Consider the following 23225-nt stretch of genomic DNA (forward strand, 5'->3'; position numbering starts at 1 on the left):
CGTGTGACATGAGCACTACCACCGCCCACCGCTGAACGCCCCCGACGGCCCCTGACGCAGGCGCCTTCGTGGCGCTTTTTTATTGCCTCGCCCCCGGATTCTCCAGGCCCCCTTGCGGGCCACCAGACCAAAGCACTCTCATGATCGCGATCACGCTCCCCGACGGCAGCCGCCGTGAATTCGAAAACCCCGTCAGTGTCATGGACGTCGCCCAGTCCATCGGTGCCGGCCTGGCCAAGGCCACCATCGCCGGTGCCGTGGATGGCGTGCTGGTCGATGCCAGTGACGTTATCGACCACGATGCCAGCCTGCGCATCATCACCGCCAAGGACGAGGAGGGCGTGGAGATCATCCGCCACTCCGCCGCCCATCTGGTCGGTCATGCGGTCAAGCAGCTGTACCCGGACGTCAAGATGGTGATCGGCCCGGTCATCGCCGAAGGCTTCTATTACGACATCTACTCCGAGCGCCCGTTCACGCCCGAGGACATGGCCGCCATCGAAAAGCGCATGGCCGAGCTGATCGCGCAGGACTACGACGTCATCAAGAAGGTCACCCCGCGTGCGGAGGTCATCGAGATCTTCAAGGCGCGTGGCGAAGACTACAAGCTGCGCCTGATCGACGACATGTCGCCGGAGATCCAGGCCATGGGCATGTACTACCACCAGGAATACGTGGACATGTGCCGCGGCCCGCACGTGCCCAACACGCGCTTCCTGAAGGCCTTCAAGCTGACCCGCATTTCCGGTGCCTACTGGCGCGGCGATGCCAAGAACGAGCAGCTGCAGCGCATCTACGGCACCGCCTGGGCCGACAAGAAGCAGCTTGAGGCCTACATCAAGCGCATCGAAGAAGCCGAAATGCGCGACCACCGCCGCATCGGCAAGCAGCAGGAACTGTTCCACCTGCAGGAAGAGGCCCCGGGCCTGGTGTTCTGGCACCCCAAGGGCTGGGCGCTGTGGCAGGTGGTGGAGCAGCACATGCGCCGTGTGTACCGCGACAGCGGCTACGGCGAAGTGCGCTGCCCGCAGATCCTGGATGTGTCGCTGTGGCAGAAGTCCGGCCACTGGGACAACTACCAGGAAAACATGTTCTTCACCGAATCGGAGAAGCGCACCTACGCGGTCAAGCCGATGAACTGCCCGGGCCACATCCAGGTGTTCAACCAGGGCCTGCACAGCTACCGCGATCTGCCGATCCGCTACGGTGAGTTCGGCTCGTGCCACCGCAACGAGCCCTCCGGCGCGCTGCACGGCATCCTGCGCGTGCGTGGTTTCACCCAGGACGACGGCCACGTGTTCTGCACCGAGTCGCAGATCGAAGCCGAAGTGACGGCCTTCCACCAGCAGGCGCTGGCGGTCTACACGACCTTCGGTTTCGACGAGATCCAGATCAAGATCGCGCTGCGCCCGGAAAAGCGCCTCGGCGATGACGCCACCTGGGACAAGGCCGAAGCCGCGCTGCGTTCGGCCCTGGGCAACTGTGGCGTGGAGTGGCAGGAGCTGCCGGGCGAGGGCGCCTTCTACGGCCCGAAGATCGAGTACCACCTCAAGGACGCCATCGGCCGTACCTGGCAGCTGGGCACGATGCAGGTCGATTTCATGATGCCCGGCCGCCTCGGCGCCGAGTACGTGGACGAAAACAGCCAGAAAAAGCACCCGGTCATGCTGCACCGGGCGATCGTCGGCTCGATGGAGCGGTTCATCGGCATCCTGATCGAGCACCACGCCGGGTCCTTCCCGTCCTGGCTGGCTCCGACCCAGGTCGTGGTGGCCAATATCACCGATGCGCAGGCTGAATACGTCAGCGAAGTACGGAAAACCCTTGCAGATCAAGGCTTCCGCGTGAACGCCGATTTGCGCAACGAGAAGATCGGATATAAGATTCGCGAGCATACGCTGCAGCGGGTCCCGTACCTGCTGGTGGTTGGCGACCGTGAGAAGGAAAATGGCGCCGTGGCCGTGCGTACGCGCTCTGGCGAAGATCTGGGCAGCATGTCCGTCCAGGCCTTCATCGAGCGGTTGCAGGCAGAACAGTCCGTGTAAGAAAGTCCCGGCCCTGCGGATGCTCCGCGATGGGCCGGTTTGATTCCTCTGGGAGATTGCAATATCAGTACCCCTGACAACAAACAGAACCGCAAGAATCAGGAAATCCGGGTGCCGCGCGTCCGCGTGATCGGCAGCGACGGAGAAATGATTGGTGTGTTGACGCGTGACGAAGCGCTGTCGATGGCCGAAGACGAAGGTCTGGACCTGGTCGAGATTCAGCCGCAGGCTGATCCGCCGGTGTGCAAGATCATGGACTTCGGCAAGTTCAAGTTCGAAGCGCAGAAGAAGGCCAACGAGGCCAAGAAGAAGACCAAGCAGGTCGAGATCAAGGAAGTGAAGTTCCGCCCGGTCACCGATGAAGGTGATTACCAGATCAAGCTGCGCAAGATGCGCGGTTTCCTGGAAGAGGGCGACAAGATCAAGGTCAACATCCGCTTCCGTGGCCGTGAAATGAGCCATCAGGAACTGGGTCGCGAAATGGCCAGCCGGATCGAAGGTGATCTGGGCGAGGACATCGTGATCGAGTCCCGTCCGCGCCTTGAAGGCCGGCAGATGGTGATGATGATCGCGCCGAAGAAGAAGTAACCGGCCATCGGCCCCAGCCCGGACGGGCGGGGCGTAGCGCCGGGCCATGCCCGGCCGCCGGCGCCGCCGGTGTCGAGTGCTTCAGATTCGCGTTACAAGGCACGGGCGCCTTTTCAGGCGCCTGCTGCCGTTTGCCGTGGCCGCAGCCTCTGCGGCCCGGCCGGTAGGCGTTCCACGCCTGCCGGCACCGGTAAATACCCGCCCAATCAATCGTTTGCAACTGCCTGGATTCACGGGCATAATGGGCGGCCCCGTTTTGCGGGGGTGCTGTTTTGAACGGTTTCCCGCCCCATAAAGGCACGCTGTTTCAACGGCAAACAGGACCGGCCTGGTTCCCATAGGGGATCCCGGGCTTACAAGCAGGCAAGGGCACGGACGGAAAGTGTGGCAATGCCACCGCCCTGGTCAGTGACAAAACATCATCAAGGACATAGCAATGCCCAAGATCAAGACCAACCGGGCGGCGGCCAAGCGCTTCCGCAAGACCGCGTCCGGCAAGTTCAAGGCTGGCCACGCCAACCGTAGCCACATCCTCACGAAGAAGTCGACCAAGCGGAAGCGCAATCTGCGTCAGACGAACCATGTTCGTGCAGAAGACGCAGGCCGTTTGAACCGTATGCTTCCCTACCTCTGAGGACTGACCCATGGCACGAGTAAAGCGTGGCGTACAGGCGCGTCGCCGCCACAAGAAAATTCTGACCCTGGCGAAGGGTTACTACAACGCTCGCCGCAAGGTCTTCCGCGTTGCCAAGCAGGCCGTGATCAAGGCACAGCAGTACGCCTACATCGGTCGTAAGCAGAAGAAGCGCAACTTCCGTTCGCTGTGGATCACCCGCATCAACGCGGCTGCCCGCATCAACGGCCTGAGCTACAGCCGTTTCATGAACGGCCTGCTCAAGTCCGGCATCACCCTGGACCGTAAGGTTCTGGCTGACATCGCCGTGCACGACGCAGCTGGTTTTGCTGCACTGGCCGAAAAGGCCAAGGGCGCACTGGCGGCATAAGTCCATTCCCCTGCCGTTGCCGTTCACGCGCAACGGCTGTGGGTAAGGCAAATGCATGGGGAAGGGCGCAAGTCCTTCCCCATTCTTTTTTGTGTTGGCGGTGGCCCTCCCGGTGCCATCGATCGACAGCGGTGGCGACGGGGGTCGGCCCGACGCGCATCGCGATGGCATACCGACGCGAGGCTCCGGCTATCCATGAGTGACATCCAATCCCTGACCACGCAGGCACTGGCCGACGTGGCCGCTGCCCAGAGCCCCGATGCGCTGGAAGCCCTGCGCGTGGCCCTGCTGGGCAAGAACGGCAGCATCACCGCCCAGCTCAAGCAGCTCGGTGGCCTGCCAGCCGATGAGCGCAAAGCCGCCGGCGAAGCCATCAACCGTGCCCGTGACGCGCTGACCAGCGCGCTGGGTGATCGCAAGACCGTGCTGGAAGACGCTGCGCTGGACGCGCGCCTGGCCGCGGAAGCGATCGACATCACCCTGCCAGGCCGTCGCGATGAGCGCGGTGGCCTGCACCCGGTGACCCGTACCCTGGAGCGCATCACCGAGATCTTCGGCCGCCTTGGTTACGAGCTCTCCGAAGGCCCGGAAATCGAAGACGATTGGCACAACTTCGAAGCGCTGAACTTCCCGCCGCACCACCCGGCGCGCGCGATGCACGACACCTTCTATTTCGGCGATGGCCGCCTGCTGCGCACGCATACCTCCGGTGTGCAGGTGCGCTACATGGGCGAGCACGCCCCGCCGCTGCGCATGATCGCGGCCGGCAAGGTGTACCGCAGCGACAGCGACCAGACCCATTCGCCGATGTTCCACCAGGTGGAAGGTCTGCTGGTCGATGAGCACTCCACGTTTGCCGATCTCAAGGGCACGCTGTCCGAGTTCGTGCGCGCGTTCTTCGAGCGCGATTTCGAGATGCGTTTCCGTCCCAGCTACTTCCCCTTCGTGGAACCCGGCGCGGAAGTGGACATTGCCTGGCAGCAGCCCGATGGCAGCACCCGCTGGCTGGAAGTACTCGGCTGCGGCATGGTCCACCCCAACGTGCTGCGCAGCGTCGGCATCGATCCGGAGCGCTATACCGGCTTCGCCTTCGGCCTGGGCGTGGAGCGCTTTGCGATGCTGCGTTACGGCGTCAACGACCTGCGCGCATTCTTCGAAAACGACGTGCGGTTCCTGAAGCAGTTTGCGTAACAGCGGAACCGCCGGGCCGACCCCGGCGCGACGTCGCACCACCATTCATCACGGCCCAGGCGCCTGCGCCGGGTCCACCAGGGTGACACCATGAAATTCTCTGAAAACTGGCTGCGCAGCCACGTCCCGACCACCGTCTCGCGCGATGAACTCAGCGCGGTGCTGACCGCGATCGGTCTGGAAGTGGAAGCGGTCGATGCGCTGGGCGATGGCCTGCAGCATGTGGTCGTGGCGAAGATCATTTCCGCCGAACGCCACCCCGAAGCCGACCGCCTGCAGATCTGCCAGGTCGATGCGGGGCAGGGCGAGCACCTGCAGATCGTCTGTGGCGCGCCGAACGCGCGCCCGGGTCTGGTCGCACCGCTGGCGATGGTCGGCGCGCAGATCGGCGATCTGAAGATCAAGCCGGCCAAGCTGCGTGGTGTGGACTCCAACGGCATGCTGTGCTCGGCCAAGGAACTGGGCCTGGACACCGATGCCTCCGGGCTGTTCGAACTGCCGGATGATGCACCCGTCGGCCAGACCCTGGTGGAGTACCTCGGCCTGCCCGACGCCAGCATCGAGATCAAGCTGACCCCCAACCGCGCCGATTGCTTCAGCATCCGCGGCATCGCCTTCGACGTGGCCGCCGCGTGCGCCAGTGAAGTGGTGCCGTTCGACGCCGCGCCGGTCGCCGCCGTAGGCACGCGTGAACTGACGATCCAGCTGGACGCCGGCGCCGAAGCGCCGCGTTACGTCGGCCGCGTGATCGAGGGCGTGAACGCCCGCGCCGCGACCCCGCTGTGGATGGCCGAGCGCCTGCGCCGCAGCGGCGTGCGCCCGGTCTCGCTGCTGGTGGACGTCACCCAGTACGTGATGCTCGAGCTCGGCCAGCCGATGCATGCCTTCGATCTGGGCGCCCTGCAGGGCAGCATCGGCGTGCGCCGTTCGCGCGCGGGTGAAACCCTGAAGCTGCTCGACGGCCGCGATGCCGCGCTGGACGACAGCTTCCTGCTCGTCACCGATGCCGATCGCCCGATCGCGCTGGCCGGCCTGATGGGCGGCTTCGATACGCGCGTCACCGACGACACCACCAACGTATTCCTGGAGGCCGCGCACTTCGCGCCCGCCGCGATCATGGGCCGTGGCCGCAAGCTCGGCCTGCACACCGATGCCGGCCACCGCTTCGAACGCGGCGTCGACCCGGTGCTGCCGCGCGCGGCGATCGAGTACGCCACCCGCCTGATTCTGGACCTGGCCGGCGGCACCCCCGCGCCGGTCACCGAGGCCGTGCGCGAAGCGGACCTGCCGGCGACCGCCACCATCGGTCTGCGCCGCGCCCGTATCGCGCGCGTGCTGGGCATCCAGATCGCCGATGCTGATGTGGAGCGCATCCTGCGCGCGCTGGGCATGGAGGTGGCCGCGACCGCCGATGGCTGGCAGGTCACCGCGCCGAGCCGTCGCTTCGATATCGCCATCGAAGAAGACCTGATCGAAGAGCTGGCCCGTATCCACGGGTACGAGCAGATTCCGACCACGCTGCCGGGCGGTGCCTCGCGCGTGGCGATGCCGACCGAGACCTGCCTGGACGACCTGAGCGTCCGGCGCCAGCTGGTCGCCCGCGATCTGCTGGAAACCATCAACTACGCCTTCGTCGATGCCGCGCTGCTTGCGCAGTGGCAGCTGGGCGAGGGCTTGGTCGCGCTGGCCAACCCGCTGTCGGCCGAACTGGCGGTGATGCGTCCGTCGCTGCTGCCGGGCCTGGTCGCCACCCTGGGCCGCAATGCCGCCCGCCAGCTGGGCCGCGTGCGCCTGTTCGAACTGGGCCGCGTATTCCATCAGCAGGCCGGCGAAGGCCAGCCCGCGCCGCTGGAAACCCAGCGCGTGGCCGCCGCGATCTGTGGCGATGCCGACACCCAGCAGTGGGGTCTGCCGACCCGCAAGGTCGATTTCCATGACCTCAAGGGCGACCTGGAATCGCTGGCTGCGGCCAGTGGCGCCGAGCTGGTGTTCACGCCGTCGCAGCGTCCGTATGGCCACCCGGCACGGTCGGCCGAGGTCTCCCGTGACGGCGTCAGCCTGGGCTGGATCGGCCAGATCCATCCGCGCCTGGCCAAGGCCATGGATATCGACGTGGACGTGTTCGCCTTCGAGCTGGACCTGGCCCCGTTGGCCGCCCGCGCGCTGCCCCGCGCGACCGAGCTGTCGCGCTTCCCGTCGATGCGCCGCGATCTGGCCTTCCTGGTCCCCGAGGCCGCGGCTTGGGCCGCCCTGGAAGCCACCCTGCGCCGCGCCGTCGGGCCGCTGCTGCGGGAGGTCACCTTGTTCGACCGATACGTCGGCCAGGGGGTCGAGCCGGGGTTCAAGAGTCTCGCTATGGGCTTGATTTTGCAGGACAAGTCGCGCACTCTGACGGACCGCGACGTGGATGCGGTGGTGGCCGAGGCGGTCTCTGCCATGGAGCGTGAACATCACGCCCGGATCCGCGGCTGAGCGGGAAGCATGGGGGATAGCAGGCAATGGCATTGACCAAGGCGGAGATGGCCGAAAAGCTGTTCGACGAAGTCGGTCTGAACAAGCGCGAAGCCAAGGAATTTGTCGACGCGTTCTTCGATGTGCTGCGTGAAGCATTGGAACAGGGACGTCAGGTGAAGCTGTCCGGCTTCGGGAATTTCGACCTGCGGCGCAAGAACCAGCGCCCGGGTCGCAACCCCAAGACCGGTGAGGAAATTCCGATTTCCGCCCGTACGGTGGTCACCTTCCGTCCGGGCCAGAAGCTCAAGGAAAGGGTAGAGGCATATGCTGGATCCGGGCAGTAACCGAGAACTTCCGCCGATACCGGCCAAGCGCTACTTCACCATCGGTGAGGTCAGCGAATTGTGCGACGTCAAGCCGCACGTGCTGCGTTACTGGGAAACCGAGTTCCCCAGTCTCGAGCCGGCCAAGCGCCGCGGCAACCGCCGGTACTACCAGCGCCACGACGTGCTGATGGTCCGCCAGATCCGCGGCCTGCTCTATGAGCAGGGCTACACCATCGGCGGCGCGCGCCTGCGCCTGGAAGGTGCCGATGCGCGCGAGGAATCGGCGCTGAGCAACCAGATCATCAAGCAGACGCGGATGGAACTGGAAGAAGTGCTGCAATTGCTGCGCCGCTGAACCATTTTTCACGCAAACCCGTTATACTCGTCGGCCCGCTGAGAGGCGGGGACATTGCCAGCATCATCGGGGCGTAGCGCAGCCTGGTAGCGCATCTGCCTGGGGGGCAGAGGGTCGTCGGTTCAAATCCGGCCGTCCCGACCAAACTGGTAATAAAAACAAAGGCCTACGCAGCGATGCGCAGGCCTTTTTTCTTTTTGGGCGGCGATTGCCTTGGCTTTGTCCGGTTGTTCGAGTGCCGCCGGTGCGTAGTACGCCGGTCGCACATTGCTTCCGGCGGGTCATTCACCGTTGGATGCAGGCCGCGGTAGGAAGGTCTAACGCCTTTGCCTCAATGCCCGTGCAACGGCAGCGGCCGGTCGATCACCACATCTTTCATCACCAGGGTCGAGGTCAGCCGTTGCACGCCGGGCAGGGCAGAGAGGTGTTCGTCGTAGAGCTGCCGGAACGCGGCCAGGTCGCGGGTGATGACGTGCAGCAGATAGTCCGGATCGCCGAACAGGCGCTGCGCCTGCAGCACCTGCGGCACGTCGGCGACGGCATGCTCGAAGGCGTCCACCGCGCGGCGGTCGCCGCCGCGCAAGGTGATGAACACCAGGGCCGAGAACTTCAGGCCCAAGGTGGCGGGATCCAGCTCGGCGCGGTAGCCGCGGATCGCGCCGGACTGCTCCAAGGCACGTACCCGGCGGTGGCAGGGCGAGACGCTCAGGCCGATGCGCTCGGCCAGTTCGGTTACGGTGAGGCGCCCGTCTTTCTGCAGCTCGGCAAGAATCCGCTGATCGGTGATGTCCATGCGCAAGAGTTTCCTCCTGATGCGCGGCGCAGGGCAAGTATTTGGAAGCACATTCCAGAGTCGCGGGAATATTCTTCTGTCTGGCACGCAGATCGCGGCAAGACCGCCCTTTGGACCCCATGCAACCCAGCGTCATCATCGCCTTCTGGGCGGTTTCGATCCTCTTCGTGCTCACCCCCGGTGCGGATTGGGCGCATGCGATCGCTGCCGGCCTGCGCGGGCGGGCGGTGGTGCCTGCCGTGGCCGGGCTGTTGTCTGGCCATCTGCTGGCGATCACGCTGGTCGCCGCGGGCGTCGTTCGCCCGTGCGCCTGCCGCGCTGCACGTACTGACCGTGCTTGGCGCGCTGTATCTGCTGTGGCTGGGCATTGAGCTGCTGCGCCATCCGCCGGTGGCCGCAGCGGAAGATGCGGGAGCGGTGACGGGATGGCGCCACTGGGCAATCAAGGGCGCCTGCGTCAGTGGGCTCAATCCCAAGGTGCTGTTGTTGTTTCTGGCGCTGCTGCCCCAGTTCATTTCCGCCAGCGCGGCATGGGCGATGCCTGTGCAGATCATCGCGCTGGGCATGGTGCACCTGGTCAGCTGCGCGGCGGTCTATCTGGCAGTCGGGTATGGCGCCGGTGCCGTGCTGCGCACGCGCCCGCGTGCATCACGCGTGGTCGGCCGCGTCTCGGGCGCCGCGATGATCCTGATCGCGATGCTGTTGCTGAGCGGAACCGGCACACTCTGACCCCCACGTTGTCCGCACGAGGATTCTCGGCATGACCGAACAGCTCCATCCCTACGCGACGCCGGGTAGCGCCCCGGTCCCGGCACCGCGCGTGCGCATTCCGCATCTGCAGCAGATGAAGGAGCGCGGCGAGAAGTGGGCCATGCTCACCGCCTACGACATGTACACCGCGGCGATCTTCGAAGATGCCGGCATTCCGGTGCTGCTGATCGGCGATTCGGCCTCCAACAACGTGTTCGGCAACGACTCGCTGCTGCCCGTCACGGTTGATGAGCTGATGCCGCTGGTGCGGGCGGTGAGCCGTTGCACGCGCCGTCCGCTGGTGATTGCCGATCTGCCGTTCGGGTCCTACCAGGCCTCGCCGGAGCAGTGCTTCCATACGGCGGTGCGTTTCATGAAGGAAGGCGGGGCCCACGCGGTCAAGCTGGAGGGCGGCATCGAGATGGTGCCGCAGGTCCGCAAGCTGGTCAGCTGCGGCATTCCGGTGATGGCGCATATCGGCTTCACGCCGCAGTCCGAGCATCAGCTCGGCGGCTTTCGGGTGCAGGGTCGTGGCGAGGATGGCGCACGCCTGATCGAGGAAGCGCGCGCGCTGGAGGCCGCAGGTGCCTTCGCGGTGCTGATGGAGATGGTGCCGGGCGCGGTCGCCGCACAGATCACCGCCGCGCTGAGGATTCCGACGGTCGGCATCGGGGCCGGCAGCGACTGCGATGCACAGGTACTGGTCTGGCAGGACATGGCCGGGCTGCGCACCGGCAAGCTGCCGCGCTTCGTGAAGCAGTACGCGGATATGCACGGCTTGCTTCAGAAGGCCGCGCGTGAGTTCGCGGAAGAGGTGGGGGCAGGCACGTTCCCCGGCCCGGAACACACGTTCTGATCGACGCACGTACCGCCTGAGGCGCGTGTCCACGGTATCGCCGCGCGGCGGTGCCGTGTCGCCTGCGTCATCGCATCGTCATACACGCCACGTACCTTCGCCGCACCTGGGGGTGAGGTGGGATCGTGGCCGAACACGCAAAACGGCGTTTGGCGCGCATGTTTCAGGAACAGGGGCCGGTGTTGAGGGGATTCTTCACCCGCCGCGGTGCGCGTCAGGATGCCGAAGACATGGTGCAGGAGACCTATCTGCGCCTGCTGCGCGCACATGAGGATCAAGGCGAGGCGATCGCCAATCCGGAGGCATACCTGTTCACCGTCGCGCAGAATCTCGCACGCGAGCAGGCCGCGCGCCGGCGCTGGTCGATGCTGCCCATCGATGATCTTGAGAACCTCACCACGCTGTTGACCGGCGAGGAAACCGTGGAAGACGCCGCCGAGCGTGAGCAGCGCCGCACGCACCTGCAGACGCTGCTGGGCACCTTGCCCGAGCACACCCGCGCTGTGCTGGTGATGCAGTATCGCGATGGGCTCAGCTACAAGGAGATCGCCGAGCGGCTCGGCGTGTCCTCGCACATGGTCAAGAAGCATGTGGTGCGCGGGCTGTCCGTGTGTCGCCGTGCGCTGGCCGGTCATGCGGAGGCGTGGTGAGCGAAATGCCTGCCCCACGCCCGTCCCTCGCCAACGAGGCCGCGCACTGGCATGCGCTGCAGCGCCAGGGCGGGGTGACCCCCGAGCAGCAACGCCAGTTCATGAAGTGGCTGGTGACCTCACCGGCGCATCTGCGCGAGTACATCACGGTCAGCCGGGTTGCCAGCGAGCTCAGCGATGCGCTGCGCGGCATGGCGGTGGACCTGGATGCGCTGATCGCTGCAGGGCCACCGGCAGCCGACGACAACGTGGTGGCGCTGCCGGTGCGGCGGCGACCTCCGCCGCCCGTGGCATTGCGCGCATCACGCCGCCACCTGCCGGGTATCGCCGCCGCGGCCGCGTTGCTGCTGGGTGTCGTGTTCGTCGGCCACATGGCCTGGCCACAGACACGGCACTACGTGGCGGCGCACGGTGCGCCGCGCAGCTTCGCGCTGCCTGATCACACCGTGGTACATCTGAATGCAGAGAGCGAGCTGTCGATCCGCTTCACCTTGTTGAGCCGACGCGTGGAGCTGTCGCGCGGGCAGGCCAGCTTTGTGGTGGCCGAGGAACGCCGTCCCTTTGCCGTGCATGCGGCAGGGCTGGAGGTGCGCGATATCGGCACGACGTTCGACGTGTCGCTGCGGCGCGAGCAGGCGCGGATCGAGGTGGCCGAGGGCAGCGTGCAGATCCGCGGCGACTCGGGCCAGGGCCGGCTGCTCGCCGATCTTCGCGCAGGCCAGAGTGCCCACATCGACTACCGCGATCAGACCGTCAGCCTCCGCCAGCAGCACACCGACACGATGACCGCGTGGTGGCGACGACGCGTCGTGTTCCAGGACGAACCGCTGCGCGAGGTGGCCGAGCAGTTCAATCGCCTCAACCGCGTGCGCCTGCAGGTGGACGATGACGTCGCCGGGGCACTGCGACTGACCGGCAACCTGCGTGGCGACGATCTTGCATCGCTTCGCACCTTCCTCGATCAACAGCCATCGCTGCACACGCGCGTGGTCGACCAGCGGATCCACGTGAGCAGCCGATCGGCGGCGGAAACCAGCGAGAAACAGCGGTAAACAAGCTATCCACGCGTCATCGCGCAGTGCGCGCCGAGCGGCTGTCAAAAAAAATTCATCGAAATACCGGTGCCCGATCCTCGCCCTGCGCCCTCGTAGTCCAGGCAAGCGCGAACGATTCCGTCTCGCGACGCTCATACCACCCCACTGGACTTCTACGATGCGCCGCATTCTTTTCCTTTCGATCGCTCTTGCCCTGCAGAGCGCCGCCGTCACCGCCACCGCGCAGGAGACCCGCGTGGCCAGCGAGGCGATTCCCGCCCAGCCGCTCGACCGCGCACTCAACGATCTCTCGCGCCAGACCGGCCTGCAGTTCGTCTACAACGCGCAGCAGGCCGGCAACCCGCGCACCCGCGCGATGCCGGCGGGGCTTGCCCCGCAGCAGGCGCTGGAGCAGCTGCTGGACGGCACCGGCCTGCGCTATCGCTATCTCAACGACACCACGGTGACCATCGAAGCGCGCAGTGATAGCGCACCGTCGGGCACGTCTGCCGTGCCCGTCGCCACATCGGCCGTGGCATTTGAAGCGGCCCCCGCAGCGGAAGGCGCGGGCCTGCAGCAGCTGGAGCGCATCGACGTGGTGGGCAGCTACAGCCGCAGCCTGGAGCAGGCAGTGGACATCAAGCGCGCCACCATCGGTTTCTCCGACTCGATCGTGGCCACCGACGTGGCCGACTTTCCCGAGCAGAACCTGGCCGAAGCCCTGCAGCGCATGCCGGGCGTGACCATCGAGCGTGACAAGGGGCTGGGCAGCCGCGTCAACGTGCGTGGCCTGCCGTCGGAGTACACGCATGTCTCGATCAACAACCTGGCCACAGCATCCGGCAGCGGTGGTCGCGATATCGAGTTCGACATCTTCGCCTCGGAGATCATCCAGCAGGTAACGGTGCTGAAGTCGCCGACTGCGGCGGATGAGGAGGGCGGCATCGCCGGCTCGGTGCAGATTTCCACCGCGCGCCCGTTCGATTACACCGGCCGTAAGCTGGTGGCGTCGGTGGAAGGGGCGCACAACTCGATCTCGGAAGAGGTCGACCCGAAATTCTCCTTCCTGGCCAGTGACACCTGGGGCGACTGGGGCGGCCTGGTGTCCTTTGCCACCGCCAAGCGCAGCAACCGCACAGATGCCACCTCGGGCATCAACTTCCGCCCGATGTCACGCTTCCTTGGCGCCTCGGGCACGCGCGGCACGCAGGCCGCCGCGGTGCTGGCACGCGATGCGGGCGTGGTGGTGAAGAACCGCAACAACACCGATGAAAGCAACCTGATCGTGTTCCAGGACAAGGTGGGCGACCGCGTGTTCGTCAACGACCAGGACAAATGGGGTGCCACCGCCTCGCTGCAGTACAAGCCGAGCAGCCGCTTCAGCCTGACTTTCGATGCGATGCGCGGCGGCTACGACACCACCGAAGACGAGTACGACGCGGCGGCATATTCGGCGTCCAGCCGAAGCACATTGGAGACCATCCACGATTACGACGCCAGCACGCTGTCGCAGTACGGCATCGTGGTCCTGCGCGATGTGTCCTACACCGCCACCCAGCACGAAATGCTGAGCAAGGAGCGGATCAACAAGACCGATTTCAGCCAGTACAGCGTGGCGATGGATTGGCAGGGCGACACCTGGGGCGTGGATGCGATGGTCGGTTACTCCGGCGCCGACAAGACGTTGGATGCCAGCAACCTCAAACATGTGGCCTACGCGCCCTCGCGGACCCGCTGGACCGGCAAGAGCGGGGAGACGATTCCCAGCGCCAACCCGGCCAGCATCGACATGTACAACGCCTCGGACAAGTACCTGTTCGAAGCGTATGAGACGACGCTGGAGAAGGTCAGCGATGACAAGTATGCCGCCCAGGTGGATGTGACCAAGGCGCTGGAACTGGCCTTCCTGCCGGCGCTGCGCAGCGTGCAGTTCGGCGCGCGCTACACTGACAAGTCCAAGCAGCGCGAGTATGGCGAAGCCAAGATCTACGGGCCGGCTGCGGGTGACAACAGCTGGGTGAACAAACGCACCCTGGCCGACAGTCCGCTGCAGTCGATCGGCGATATCGTGCCGGGCGGTGGCTATTCGGTGAAAGACCTGGACTGGAAGATGGTCTCCAACGACTACGCACGCAGTGCGTTTCGCTATCCGGGCTTCGCAACGCCGTTCGATCCGGGTCAGTATTACCGGGTCGATGAGAACGTGACCAGCCTGTACGCCATGAGCGACATCGGCTTCGATGTGGGCCGCGTGCCAGTCTCGATCAACGCCGGCGTGCGCTATGTGGACACCTCGGTGCAGTCCTCCGGTTTCCACCCGATCCAGCGGGCAGACGGTACCACCGGTTATACCGACACACCGGTCTCGCGCAAGGGCAGCTACAACGATCTGCTGCCGAGCCTGAATGCCACTGCCGAACTGGCCGAGGGCCTGGTGCTGCGGGGCGCCGCCTCCAAGACGTTTATCCGCCCGGCGTTGACCGACATCGCCTACAAGCGCACCGCCAGCTGGAGTTCGTTCCGCTTCACCGATGGCAACCCGGACCTGCAGCCCACCTATGCCAAGCAGTGGGAGCTGGGGCTGGAGAAGTACCTGGACAACGGCGGCCTGCTGGCGGCCTCGTACTTCCACAAGAAGATCGACGGCGTGGTGATCAATGCGCTGACCGGTGTGGTACCGGATGTGGCGGTCTACAACGCCAACGGCTCGCTCAACGGCACCTATGATTTCGACGTGTACCAGCCGATCAACGCTGATGGCACCTACGTGGTGAAAGGCGTCGAGTTGATCGCGCAGCTGCCGCTGAGCATGCTGCACCGTTCGCTGGAAGGCTTCGGCATCAACGCCAACTACACGATGCTGGACAGCTCGCTGGCCGGCGAATCCGATCTGGGCGTGAGCACGCCGATGCCGGGGCTCTCGGAGAAGTCATACAACATGACCGTGTATTACGAGAACGACCGATTCGACGCGCGCGTGTCGTACAACCACAAGGGTGAGTACGTCGAATCGATCGGCTACAACATGTACCCCATCTGGCGCGATGACTACGGCCAGGTGGATGTGTCGATCGGCTACCGCCTCACCGACAGCATCAAGCTCAGCCTGAAGGGCATCAACCTGACCAACCAGGCGACCACCGGCTACACGATGGATCCCGCGTTCCCGACGATGTACGAGCGCTCCGGCCGACGGATCAGCCTCGGCCTGCGCGCGGACTTCTGAGCCACCTTCGCGGTGCATCCGGAGGCACGTGCGCGTGCCCCGGATGCGGCTGCCCGTTTGTGAGGAACATACGATGCGACATGTTTTCTTCCTGCCGCTTGTGGCGGTGCTGGCGTGGCCGGCGGTCTCGCACGCTGCCGATGACGATGCCGGCCGTAGCTGGCAGGCTGGCGACCACCATGTCCACAGCGAGTGGAGCGTGGATTGGGATCGCAGCACCGCGCCGCCCACGCCGATCCGTGGTGGTGACTCGTCCTACACCCGCACCCATAACGCCCAGCAGGCGCTCGCCAATGGGCTGAGCTGGATGGTGCATACCGATCATGGCGGGCCGGGGCATTCGGCGGTCACCCGGGACCATGCGTGGCCGGCGCTGCTGGATGCCCGGCGCGAGGTGCCCGGGCTGATCCAGTTCAATGGCATGGAATTCGACGTGCCGGCTGGCGAGCACGCTTCGCTGATCATCGCCCCAGGCCCGGATGAGCGCGACCAGCTGGTCGCAATCGAACGCGATTACGGCCGCAGCGAGCCGCTGCAGGGAAGCCGCGATGACGGGCAGACCATGCTCGATGCACTGGCCCACATGCGGTCGCTGCCGGCACCGCCGCTGATGTTCATCAATCACCCCGCGCGCACTGCCACCGCCATGGGCCGGTGGGGCGACGTCGAGCCCGATGAGCTGCTTGCCTGGCATGCGGCCGCACCGCAGGTGCTGGTCGGCATGGAAGGTGCCCCCGGCCACCAGGCCACGCGCGTCCATCGCGGTCTTTATCGCAATGCGGACGCACCCACGATGGGCGGCTTTGACCAGATGACCGCAACGGTCGGCGGTATCTGGGACACGCTGCTCTCGGAAGGCCACCGCTTCTGGATCACGGCCAGCTCCGATTCGCACGTCAATCAGCGCGATGGCGGCAGTGACTTCGATCCCGGCCAGTACAGCAAGACCCATGTCTGGGCGCGGCGGGACGCCGAGGACATCCTCGATGGCCTTCGCCACGGGCGCATGTTCGCGGTGACCGGCGATCTGATCGATGCGCTTGAGCTGCGGGTGAGTGCGGATGGTGATGATGCACGCATTGCAACGATGGGCGGCACGCTGTCGCTGTCCACCGCGGCACCCATGCGCGTGACGCTGCGGGTGCGCGTGCCGGCTTCAGCCAATCACGCTGGCCAGCACCCGGTGCTGGATCACGTCGAGTTGATCGTGGGCAGCCCCGGCAATGGCAGTACCCCTGTCATGCAGACGCGTGTGTTCGGCGCCAGCGACTGGCAGCTGGACGGCGCATGGCGCTCGGTGTCCTGGGTGTTGCCGGTTCCCGCCCGGGGCGGGTTCGTCCGTGCACGCGGCAGCAGCACCCGTGAGGTGGCGCCGCTGTCCGATGTGCCGGGCGAAGATCCCTGGCAGGACCTGTGGTTCTATTCCAACCCGGTGTTTATCCAGGTCGCGCGCTGAGTTGGCGTTGATCCGGAGGTGAGCTGTGCGCGGCGGCGCGACATCAAGGTAGAGTGATCGCTTACCTCATGGACGTGGAAGGAAGTGCAGATGACGGTACGGACCTTGGTGGCAGCGGATCTCGAACAGGCCAGCCGTGTGTGCATGGCTGCCTTCATGGGCGCGGTGGCGGATTCACTGACCCCCCTTGGCATCGAGACGTTCTCCCGCATCGCATCGGTGGAGGGGTTCCGTGCGCGCATGGCCCAGGACAATCTGATGTTGGCCTGCGAGCAGGAGGGCCGGATCGTCGGTATCGCCGAACTCAAGGAAGGTCGCCATGTCGCCATGCTGTTCGTCGATCCGGCCGCCCAGCAGCGGGGCATCGGCAAGGCACTGATGGCGGCCATGATCGAGCAGGCGCGTGTGGAGGTGCTGACTGTCAGTGCGTCGCTGTCGTCGGTGCCTGCGTATGAGCGTTACGGCTTTGTCTGCACCGCCGATCGCGCGGAATCCTCCGGGCTGCGCTACCAGCCGATGGAGATGCGCCTCACCGCGCCGGTCTTACTTCACGCCGTTCAGGCAACGCGTTCACGAAGGTGAGACAGCCGGCTGGCTACCGTGGAGGCCTGTCATTCAACCCGATTCGGGGAAAGGATCATCATGATCAAGTGGGCCATCATTTTTGCAGTCATCGGCCTGATCGCCGGCGCCCTCGGTTTCGCTGGCATCGGTGGCGCTGCCATCGGGATCGCCAAGTTCCTGTTCTGGGCCGGCATCATCATCGCCGTGGTGCTGTTCGTGCTGGGCATGACCATCGCCAGGAAGGTGACCTGACCCTGGGGGTTGAGGTCAGCACAACGACGCAGTCCATCCATCGCCCCTGGATCCTATGATCCGGGGGCGATTTCATTGGGTCTGGCCCTCGGAGCGGGCGACATGTCATCCTCTTGATGAACGGAAGTATGGTGTGTCGCTGCGTTCGCCTGCGGCGCATCTTCGTCACGACAGGAAGCGATGACATGTCTTTGCGTTGGATTGCCTTAGCAGTTGTTCTGATAGGCGGATTGACGGCGGCAGGATGGGGATATCTGAGAAGCAGCTCCGCGGAGGCGCAGAATGGGTCGTTCAACGGCTCGCTTGATCCCTCCATGGCGGATGCGGAACAGCTTATTCCAAAGGTCAAAGGGGGCGAACGATCGCAGCCGATCTTGCCCATCTCCGCACGGTCGCTTCCGTTCGATCTGGGACGTGATCAGACGATTCCCGACGGAACAGGTGCGGCCTTGTTGGCGACGTTGACCCCAAAGGCCAACGCAGGCGATGAAGTTGCCGCGCGCCAAGTGTATCTGGTGCTGCACCGTTGCCTCAGCGCCTACGCGGAGGATGTCTCGCCGCGGACTTACAGGCATGTCGATCCGAAGATGTACGAAGGCACCGGGTTGACTCGGGAAGCGTTTATCGCGCGCTTCGAGGCATCGCGCTTGTCCAGCATTGAAAAAACGATGGCATGGTGCGAAGGCGTCAGCGAGGCACAGATCGGACAACGCGGACATTGGCTGCGCATGGCGGCAGAAGGCGGCGACCTCACTGCACGGCTGATCTACGCAAATGATTCCACCCTCATCATCGGCGATGCGAGAGCCATGCTCTCCAATCCAGCAGCGGTGCAGGCCTACCGCGAGGACGCTGTGCGATACGTCCGTTCGGTTGCAGATCTGGGGATTCCCGAAGGTCTACAGCGGATGGCAGGTATTTACGAGAGCGGCGTGCTTATCGAAAAGAATCCGGTGCTCGCCTACGCGTATAACGACGTTCTCAGCAGCGTCATGCCCACGCCTTATGATGCCGAAACCAGGGAGCGCTTGGCGAGAGGCATGACACCCCGGCAAAGGGATCAGGCGCAGCAAGAAGCGGGCCGGATACGTGAAGCACTTCGTGACGCAGCGGCTCGTTGATCTTGGCTGAGCGCGGCTGGTGCACGGTCAGTCGAAGTACATGGAAATCCCAATACCGGCCTGCGTATCCGGGCTGTCATCGTCCAATCCCACATCGAATGAGGCGTCCAGCTGCACGGTCGGGGCCACCATCCAGGTGACGCCGGCACCAGCAATCCGGGTCGATGGCTCGCCGTGGGTATCGGTGAAACCGACCTCCAGATAGGTGCTGACGGTATCGGTGGCGGCGAAGCTGACGCTGGGCGCCCACGTGATGCTGTCCTCGCTGCCACCGCGGGTCACATTGGCGTACAGCGCGCCGGTCCAGCGATCATTGAAATCGTACTCATAGCTCGCACCCAGCGCGTACTGTGTCGCGCCCTCGCTGAAGTCGCGCGAGCCAGTCGCGAACGTAGTGCTGGCCAGCAGCGCGACGGCGTGCTTTTCCGATGACAAGGGCAGGGCGACCTTCAGCCCGACGCCCACATCGCCAGCACCGTGGCTGCGCTCGGCTGGCGCATCACGCGGCGCCACCCGCAGGTGGTTCCAGGGCGAGGTGAAGGCCTGCAGTTCGAGATGTTCGGCCAATCCGATCCGCAGATTGATGTCGGTGCTGTACTGCGTGCTCAGCACACCCGCGTCGTCGCGGTCGCGGCTGAAGCTGGGCAGTCCCGCCTCCAGCGCGACGCCACCGCGGGGCAGTGTGGAGGCGGCGAAACCGATGCCGGGGCGGTCGAAGGCGATGTCCGGCGGCCCGTCCTGTTGGGCGTGCACACCACCGGAGCACAGCAGCAACAACAGCAGGGCCGAACACCGCATGAAACGCTCCAGGCCGGCTGATACCGGCATCACGAGCAGCACACCTGCTCCGTGGCCGGAATGTAGCACGCCGATTTCAGGGGCGATGTGGAGCGGCGATCCCTGTCGACGCCGCGTTGACCAGTGAGCCGACGTGCGCCTCAGTGCGCCGGACGGGTCATCGCAATCAACGCATCGCGCAGGCGCGCGCCCGCTGCCTCCTGCATCGCATCGCGGCCCAGTCGGCAGGCGTCGAGTACGACGCCATCGGCCGCGTGGCGTGCGGCCGTCAGCCGCGCGTCGCGACGCTCGTCGGCATGGTCGTCCAGCACGGCATCCAGCCATGCCCGTCGTGCGGCGATCCACTCCGCGTCTGCCTGGTAGGGACGGCAGTCGGTGCCGATGGTGCGCGCGACTTCGAACATCTCGGCAATGTAGGCCCGCGAGAAGCAGCCATGTGTCTGGCCGTCGCGGTCCATGCGGTGCTGGATAGCGCGGTGGAGGTTGGCCACGATCGCGTGTACGGCGAGGTCATCATTGGCTGCTTGCAGCAGGCAGGTATTGGTTGCGTTGTTCATGCGCGCCTCCAGAACACCGGTGGGGAAAACAAGGGAACTTCAGATGCGGGGCAGGGCCGGATCACCCTGCCGCAGCAGGCTGCCCAACAGCGCCACCACGCGTTCGCCCTGGCCATCACAGGCCAGTTCGAACGTGGTCTGCCCGTCGAGCGCGGGCAGTGGGGAATGCAGAATCCATTCAAGAACGGCGGCGCGGTCCGGCTCGATCTGCAGGGCCAGATCCGCGACACGACGTACGATTCCCTGACGCATGATCAGAATCCGTAACTGAGGGAGAGGGCGGCGGTATCCATGTGGTTGCCGCGGGTCATCGGGCTGTCGCGCACCGCATCGGCCAGCGAGGTGCGGCGGATCAACGCAGTGGCGGTCCAACGCGGTCCCAGCGGCATGACCGCAGCAATGTCCATGTAGGGGGAAACACCGCTGCCGGCCGAGTACTGCGCCAGGCCGCTGCGGGCGGCTTCGCGGCCGCTGACCCCGAAGTAGTAGTCGTTCAGATCGGCGCTGGCGTAGTTCACGCCAACGGCGGGCATGAAGGTCACACGGCCGGCGGGGATCGGGTAGGCGTAGTTGGCATCGGCGGAGAACCCGCCCCCGTGGCCGGTGACTTCGGCTTGCGCGTTGGCCTGCAGCACGCCCCAATCGGCCTGGTGCCGCCAGGACACGCCGAGCATGCCGGACAGGCTGCGGTTGTCGAGCTGGCGCAGTTGCGGATCGTGACTGTCGCGGCGCTTGAAGCGCATGACGTACGGCGAGGCGGTCAGGGCGAGCTCGGACTGCGCGGTCTGGTGCAGGCGATACCCCACGCTGCCGCCACGGAAGAAGAACGAACGGCCTTCCCAGCTGACGATCGGGGCGGCCAGGCGATCGGTGTCATAGCCGGCATAGGGAGCTTTGAGGGCGACGACGGCGATGCCGACGCTCCCCTTTTTGCCGGGCTGGGGGGCATCGGCGGCCTGGGCAGTGGCGGCAGTCATTGCGCTGGCCAGCGCCAGGGCAGACAGAGCAGGAAGCGGACGCGGAGAACGGAAACGGACGTGCATGGACCTGCCGAGGGGGAACAACCGGAGTGTCATGGTGGGCGCACTACATTGTCGGAACGTTACGTTTGGCGGCGCGGTACCATCGCCTCTTTCGTACCCGCAGGCACCACTTCATGCGCCTTCTTCTCCTGGAAGATGATCCGGAAATGGCCAGCGCGATCCAGGTCAGCCTGGCGCGCCACGGCATGGTGGTCGACGTGGTCGGCACGATGGCGCAGGCCGATGAAGCGCTGAAAGCCGGTGTCCATCAGATCCTGCTGCTGGACCGGCAGCTGCCGGATGGCGATGGCGCCAGCTTCGTCAAGGTGGCGCGCGAACACGTGCCCAACCTGCCAGTGATCATGCTGACCGCGCGCGCTTCGGTGGCCGACCGGGTCACCGGGCTGGACGTGGGTGCGGACGACTATCTGACCAAGCCCTTCGCCGTCGAAGAACTGCTCGCCCGGATCCGCGCGATCTCGCGGCGGCCGTCGCAGATCGCGTTGCCGCTGCTGTCACTGGGCCGCCTGCAATTCGATTTCGTCGCGCGCGAGGCACGCGTGTCCGAGGTACTGCTCGCGCTGCCACGACGCCAGTTGCTGGTGCTTGAGGCACTGGCCCTGCGGCAGGGGCGCACGGTCGGGCGTGCCTCGCTGCTGGAGGCCGTGTACGGCTTCGACGATGCTATCCAGTCCAACGCGCTGGATGCGCATGTCTCCAAGCTGCGTAAAGCGCTGCTGGAAGCTGATGCAGGCGTGGAAATCCACGTCATGCGCGGGATCGGCTATCTGCTCAAGGATGCGCCGTGAGATTGCTCAAACCCGGCTCGCTCGCATTCAATCTGGCCTGGAAGGTCGGCCTGATCCAGGTGGCCACGATCGCGCTCGCCTTGAGTGCGATGGTCCTGACCTACGGCAACGGTCGCTCGGCCTATATCGACTGGAGGACCGGTGACCAGATTGCAGCGGCCATCGCATTCAGTGGCCAAGGGCTGGAGGTGGATCGGGCGAAGCTGGCCGTCGCCGTGCCCCGTCCGCCAAGCACCTTCTGGTTCGCCGCTGCCGATGAGCGCGGTCGCCGCTTGGTGCACGGTGAGGTCCCGGCGCAGTACGGCCCGTTGGTGGCGCAGCTTGAACATATTGAGCAGACCGACATCCGCACCCGTTTGCATGCAGATGCACTTGCCGCACGCGTGGTGGTCGTCGATCGGCCGCAAGGACGGCTGCATGTTGCGATGGGCGGCATTCCCGAACGCAGCATTGTGCGTCAGCTGCTGTTGATCGTCCGGTACCTTGGCGGCTGGATCGCGCTGCCGGTGCTGGTGATCACGTTGGTGGTGTCGCCGTGGGTCATCCACCGGGCACTACGCGGTGTCAACCGTGTGGCCGCGCAGGCGGCGGCGATCCAGGTCAACGAGCGTGGCAGCGGCCTGGACACGCATGCGGTGCCGCTGGAGATCTATCCGCTGGTGGATGCCTTCAATGCCGCGGTGCGGCGTATCGGCGAAAGCTACGACGCGCAGGATCGCTTCCTCGCCGGTGCGGCGCACGAGCTGCGGATGCCGATCGCTATTCTGGCCACGCGCCTGGCCGATCTGCCGCCCGGCGATGCACGTTCACGCCTGCAGCTGGACCTCAGTCGCCTGAGCAACATCGCCGAGCAGTTGCTCGATCTGCAGCGGCTGGATCGACATGGCAGCCAGTCCCAGCGGATCGATCTGTCCGCGCTGACCCGCGAAGTGGCCGCGGATGTAGCGCCGCTGGTAGTGGATGCGGGTTACGGCTTTTCGGTGGACGCACCGGATCAGCCGATCTGGGTGCGCGGCGATCCGCATGCGCTGCACCGGGTCATCGCCAGCCTGCTGCAGAACGCCATCGCCCATGGCGGCGGCCGCGGCATGATCGCGGTGGCGCTGTGCGATGACGGGGGCCTGTCGGTGAGCGATGAAGGGCCTGGGGTGCCGGAGGCCGAGCGACTGTCCGTGTTCGAGCCGTTCCACCGGTTGCGGCCCAGTGGCAGTGGCAGCGGGCTGGGCCTGCATCTGGCGCGCGAAATCGTGTTGCGCCATGCGGGCACCATCGCGGTGGACAGTGCCCCCGGCGGCGGCGCGCGGTTCCTGGTGGTGTTGCCGGTGGACCCGCGTCCGTTACCCGGTACGGCCCTGGCATGACCAGGAGTGGCTG

At 65.5% G+C, this 23225-nt stretch carries 24 protein-coding genes and 1 tRNA gene; 20 read left to right on the forward strand and 5 right to left on the reverse strand.

Annotated elements, in window-relative coordinates:
• Nucleotides 1-140 precede the first annotated feature (140 nt).
• The 9 genes from thrS (at nucleotide 141) to ABE463_RS08340 (ending at nucleotide 8107) form a co-directional block, all read left to right on the forward strand.
• Nucleotides 141-2045 (forward strand): threonine--tRNA ligase, encoded by a 1905-nt coding sequence (gene thrS / locus ABE463_RS08300; protein WP_346467820.1) that lies wholly within the window; start codon nucleotides 141-143, stop codon nucleotides 2043-2045.
• A gap of 48 nt (nucleotides 2046-2093) precedes the next feature.
• Complete coding sequence (infC, locus tag ABE463_RS08305) at nucleotides 2094-2633, forward strand: translation initiation factor IF-3 (protein WP_172838068.1); 540 nt, start codon at nucleotides 2094-2096, stop codon at nucleotides 2631-2633.
• 436 nt (nucleotides 2634-3069) lie between these two features.
• Nucleotides 3070-3267, forward strand: coding sequence for a 50S ribosomal protein L35 (rpmI, locus tag ABE463_RS08310; protein ID WP_017355265.1), 198 nt, complete (start codon nucleotides 3070-3072; stop codon nucleotides 3265-3267).
• 10 nt (nucleotides 3268-3277) lie between these two features.
• Complete coding sequence (gene rplT, locus ABE463_RS08315) at nucleotides 3278-3637, forward strand: 50S ribosomal protein L20 (RefSeq protein ID WP_017355264.1); 360 nt, start codon at nucleotides 3278-3280, stop codon at nucleotides 3635-3637.
• 195 nt (nucleotides 3638-3832) lie between these two features.
• The gene (locus ABE463_RS08320; RefSeq protein ID WP_070470901.1) at nucleotides 3833-4828 is read left to right on the forward strand and encodes a phenylalanine--tRNA ligase subunit alpha; all 996 of its coding nucleotides are present in this window, start codon (nucleotides 3833-3835) and stop codon (nucleotides 4826-4828) included.
• Between the two features lie 90 nt (nucleotides 4829-4918).
• Nucleotides 4919-7300 (forward strand): phenylalanine--tRNA ligase subunit beta, encoded by a 2382-nt coding sequence (gene pheT, locus ABE463_RS08325; protein ID WP_346467821.1) that lies wholly within the window; start codon nucleotides 4919-4921, stop codon nucleotides 7298-7300.
• A 26-nt stretch (nucleotides 7301-7326) separates the two neighbouring features.
• Complete coding sequence (locus tag ABE463_RS08330) at nucleotides 7327-7626, forward strand: integration host factor subunit alpha (protein ID WP_005410432.1); 300 nt, start codon at nucleotides 7327-7329, stop codon at nucleotides 7624-7626.
• On the forward strand, nucleotides 7607-7963 hold the full coding sequence (locus tag ABE463_RS08335; RefSeq protein WP_019182707.1) for a MerR family transcriptional regulator: 357 nt from the start codon (nucleotides 7607-7609) through the stop codon (nucleotides 7961-7963). Before ABE463_RS08330 ends, ABE463_RS08335 begins: the two co-directional genes overlap by 20 nt.
• A gap of 67 nt (nucleotides 7964-8030) precedes the next feature.
• A tRNA-Pro gene (locus ABE463_RS08340) sits at nucleotides 8031-8107 on the forward strand.
• A gap of 187 nt (nucleotides 8108-8294) precedes the next feature.
• Here ABE463_RS08340 and ABE463_RS08345 read toward each other — a convergent pair.
• Nucleotides 8295-8756: an Lrp/AsnC family transcriptional regulator gene (locus ABE463_RS08345; protein ID WP_346467822.1), complete on the reverse strand. Its 462-nt coding sequence runs from the start codon at nucleotides 8754-8756 to the stop codon at nucleotides 8295-8297.
• 195 nt (nucleotides 8757-8951) lie between these two features.
• Between ABE463_RS08345 and ABE463_RS08350 the strand changes: the two genes are divergently transcribed.
• The 9 genes from ABE463_RS08350 to ABE463_RS08390 all read left to right on the forward strand — a co-directional run bounded on the left by ABE463_RS08350 (nucleotide 8952) and on the right by ABE463_RS08390 (nucleotide 18665).
• Entirely contained in the window at nucleotides 8952-9485 is a 534-nt protein-coding gene (locus ABE463_RS08350; protein ID WP_346467823.1) for a LysE family transporter, read from the forward strand.
• 31 nt (nucleotides 9486-9516) lie between these two features.
• The gene (gene panB / locus ABE463_RS08355) at nucleotides 9517-10362 is read left to right on the forward strand and encodes a 3-methyl-2-oxobutanoate hydroxymethyltransferase (protein ID WP_346467824.1); all 846 of its coding nucleotides are present in this window, start codon (nucleotides 9517-9519) and stop codon (nucleotides 10360-10362) included.
• Nucleotides 10363-10487: 125 nt separating this feature from the next.
• Nucleotides 10488-11012, forward strand: a complete 525-nt coding sequence (locus ABE463_RS08360; protein WP_184997243.1) for a sigma-70 family RNA polymerase sigma factor — start codon at nucleotides 10488-10490, stop codon at nucleotides 11010-11012.
• 5 nt (nucleotides 11013-11017) lie between these two features.
• Nucleotides 11018-12064 carry a FecR domain-containing protein gene (locus tag ABE463_RS08365; RefSeq protein WP_346467825.1) on the forward strand — a complete coding sequence of 349 codons (1047 nt, stop codon included), beginning with the start codon at nucleotides 11018-11020 and terminating at the stop codon, nucleotides 12062-12064.
• Nucleotides 12065-12224: 160 nt separating this feature from the next.
• Complete coding sequence (locus ABE463_RS08370; protein WP_346467826.1) at nucleotides 12225-15272, forward strand: TonB-dependent receptor; 3048 nt, start codon at nucleotides 12225-12227, stop codon at nucleotides 15270-15272.
• A gap of 73 nt (nucleotides 15273-15345) precedes the next feature.
• Nucleotides 15346-16728, forward strand: coding sequence for a hypothetical protein (locus ABE463_RS08375; protein WP_346467827.1), 1383 nt, complete (start codon nucleotides 15346-15348; stop codon nucleotides 16726-16728).
• Nucleotides 16729-16872: 144 nt separating this feature from the next.
• Nucleotides 16873-17310 (forward strand): GNAT family N-acetyltransferase, encoded by a 438-nt coding sequence (locus tag ABE463_RS08380; protein WP_346467828.1) that lies wholly within the window; start codon nucleotides 16873-16875, stop codon nucleotides 17308-17310.
• Nucleotides 17311-17370: 60 nt separating this feature from the next.
• Entirely contained in the window at nucleotides 17371-17544 is a 174-nt protein-coding gene (locus ABE463_RS08385) for a DUF1328 family protein (protein WP_346467829.1), read from the forward strand.
• A gap of 116 nt (nucleotides 17545-17660) precedes the next feature.
• The gene (locus ABE463_RS08390) at nucleotides 17661-18665 is read left to right on the forward strand and encodes a hypothetical protein (protein ID WP_346467830.1); all 1005 of its coding nucleotides are present in this window, start codon (nucleotides 17661-17663) and stop codon (nucleotides 18663-18665) included.
• A 27-nt stretch (nucleotides 18666-18692) separates the two neighbouring features.
• Here ABE463_RS08390 and ABE463_RS08395 read toward each other — a convergent pair whose 3' ends face one another.
• From ABE463_RS08395 to ABE463_RS08410, 4 genes are all read right to left on the reverse strand, one after another.
• Nucleotides 18693-19463 (reverse strand): transporter, encoded by a 771-nt coding sequence (locus tag ABE463_RS08395; RefSeq protein WP_346467831.1) that lies wholly within the window; start codon nucleotides 19461-19463, stop codon nucleotides 18693-18695.
• A 140-nt stretch (nucleotides 19464-19603) separates the two neighbouring features.
• A complete protein-coding gene (locus ABE463_RS08400; protein WP_346467832.1) occupies nucleotides 19604-20020 on the reverse strand; it encodes a hypothetical protein in 417 nt (138 codons plus the stop codon).
• A gap of 39 nt (nucleotides 20021-20059) precedes the next feature.
• A complete protein-coding gene (locus ABE463_RS08405; RefSeq protein WP_123730673.1) occupies nucleotides 20060-20272 on the reverse strand; it encodes a hypothetical protein in 213 nt (70 codons plus the stop codon).
• A gap of 2 nt (nucleotides 20273-20274) precedes the next feature.
• Nucleotides 20275-20997 (reverse strand): MipA/OmpV family protein, encoded by a 723-nt coding sequence (locus tag ABE463_RS08410; RefSeq protein WP_346467833.1) that lies wholly within the window; start codon nucleotides 20995-20997, stop codon nucleotides 20275-20277.
• A gap of 179 nt (nucleotides 20998-21176) precedes the next feature.
• Between ABE463_RS08410 and ABE463_RS08415 the strand changes: the two genes are divergently transcribed.
• Together ABE463_RS08415 and ABE463_RS08420 are read left to right on the forward strand one after the other, a co-directional pair.
• On the forward strand, nucleotides 21177-21851 hold the full coding sequence (locus ABE463_RS08415) for a response regulator transcription factor (RefSeq protein WP_123730675.1): 675 nt from the start codon (nucleotides 21177-21179) through the stop codon (nucleotides 21849-21851).
• Nucleotides 21848-23212, forward strand: a complete 1365-nt coding sequence (locus ABE463_RS08420) for a HAMP domain-containing sensor histidine kinase (RefSeq protein ID WP_346467834.1) — start codon at nucleotides 21848-21850, stop codon at nucleotides 23210-23212. The genes ABE463_RS08415 and ABE463_RS08420 overlap by 4 nt, the downstream gene beginning before the upstream one ends.
• Nucleotides 23213-23225 lie beyond the last annotated feature (13 nt).

The organism is Stenotrophomonas sp. TWI819 (genome assembly GCF_039673075.1).
Taxonomy (GTDB): Bacteria; Pseudomonadota; Gammaproteobacteria; order Xanthomonadales; family Xanthomonadaceae; genus Stenotrophomonas; species Stenotrophomonas rhizophila_B.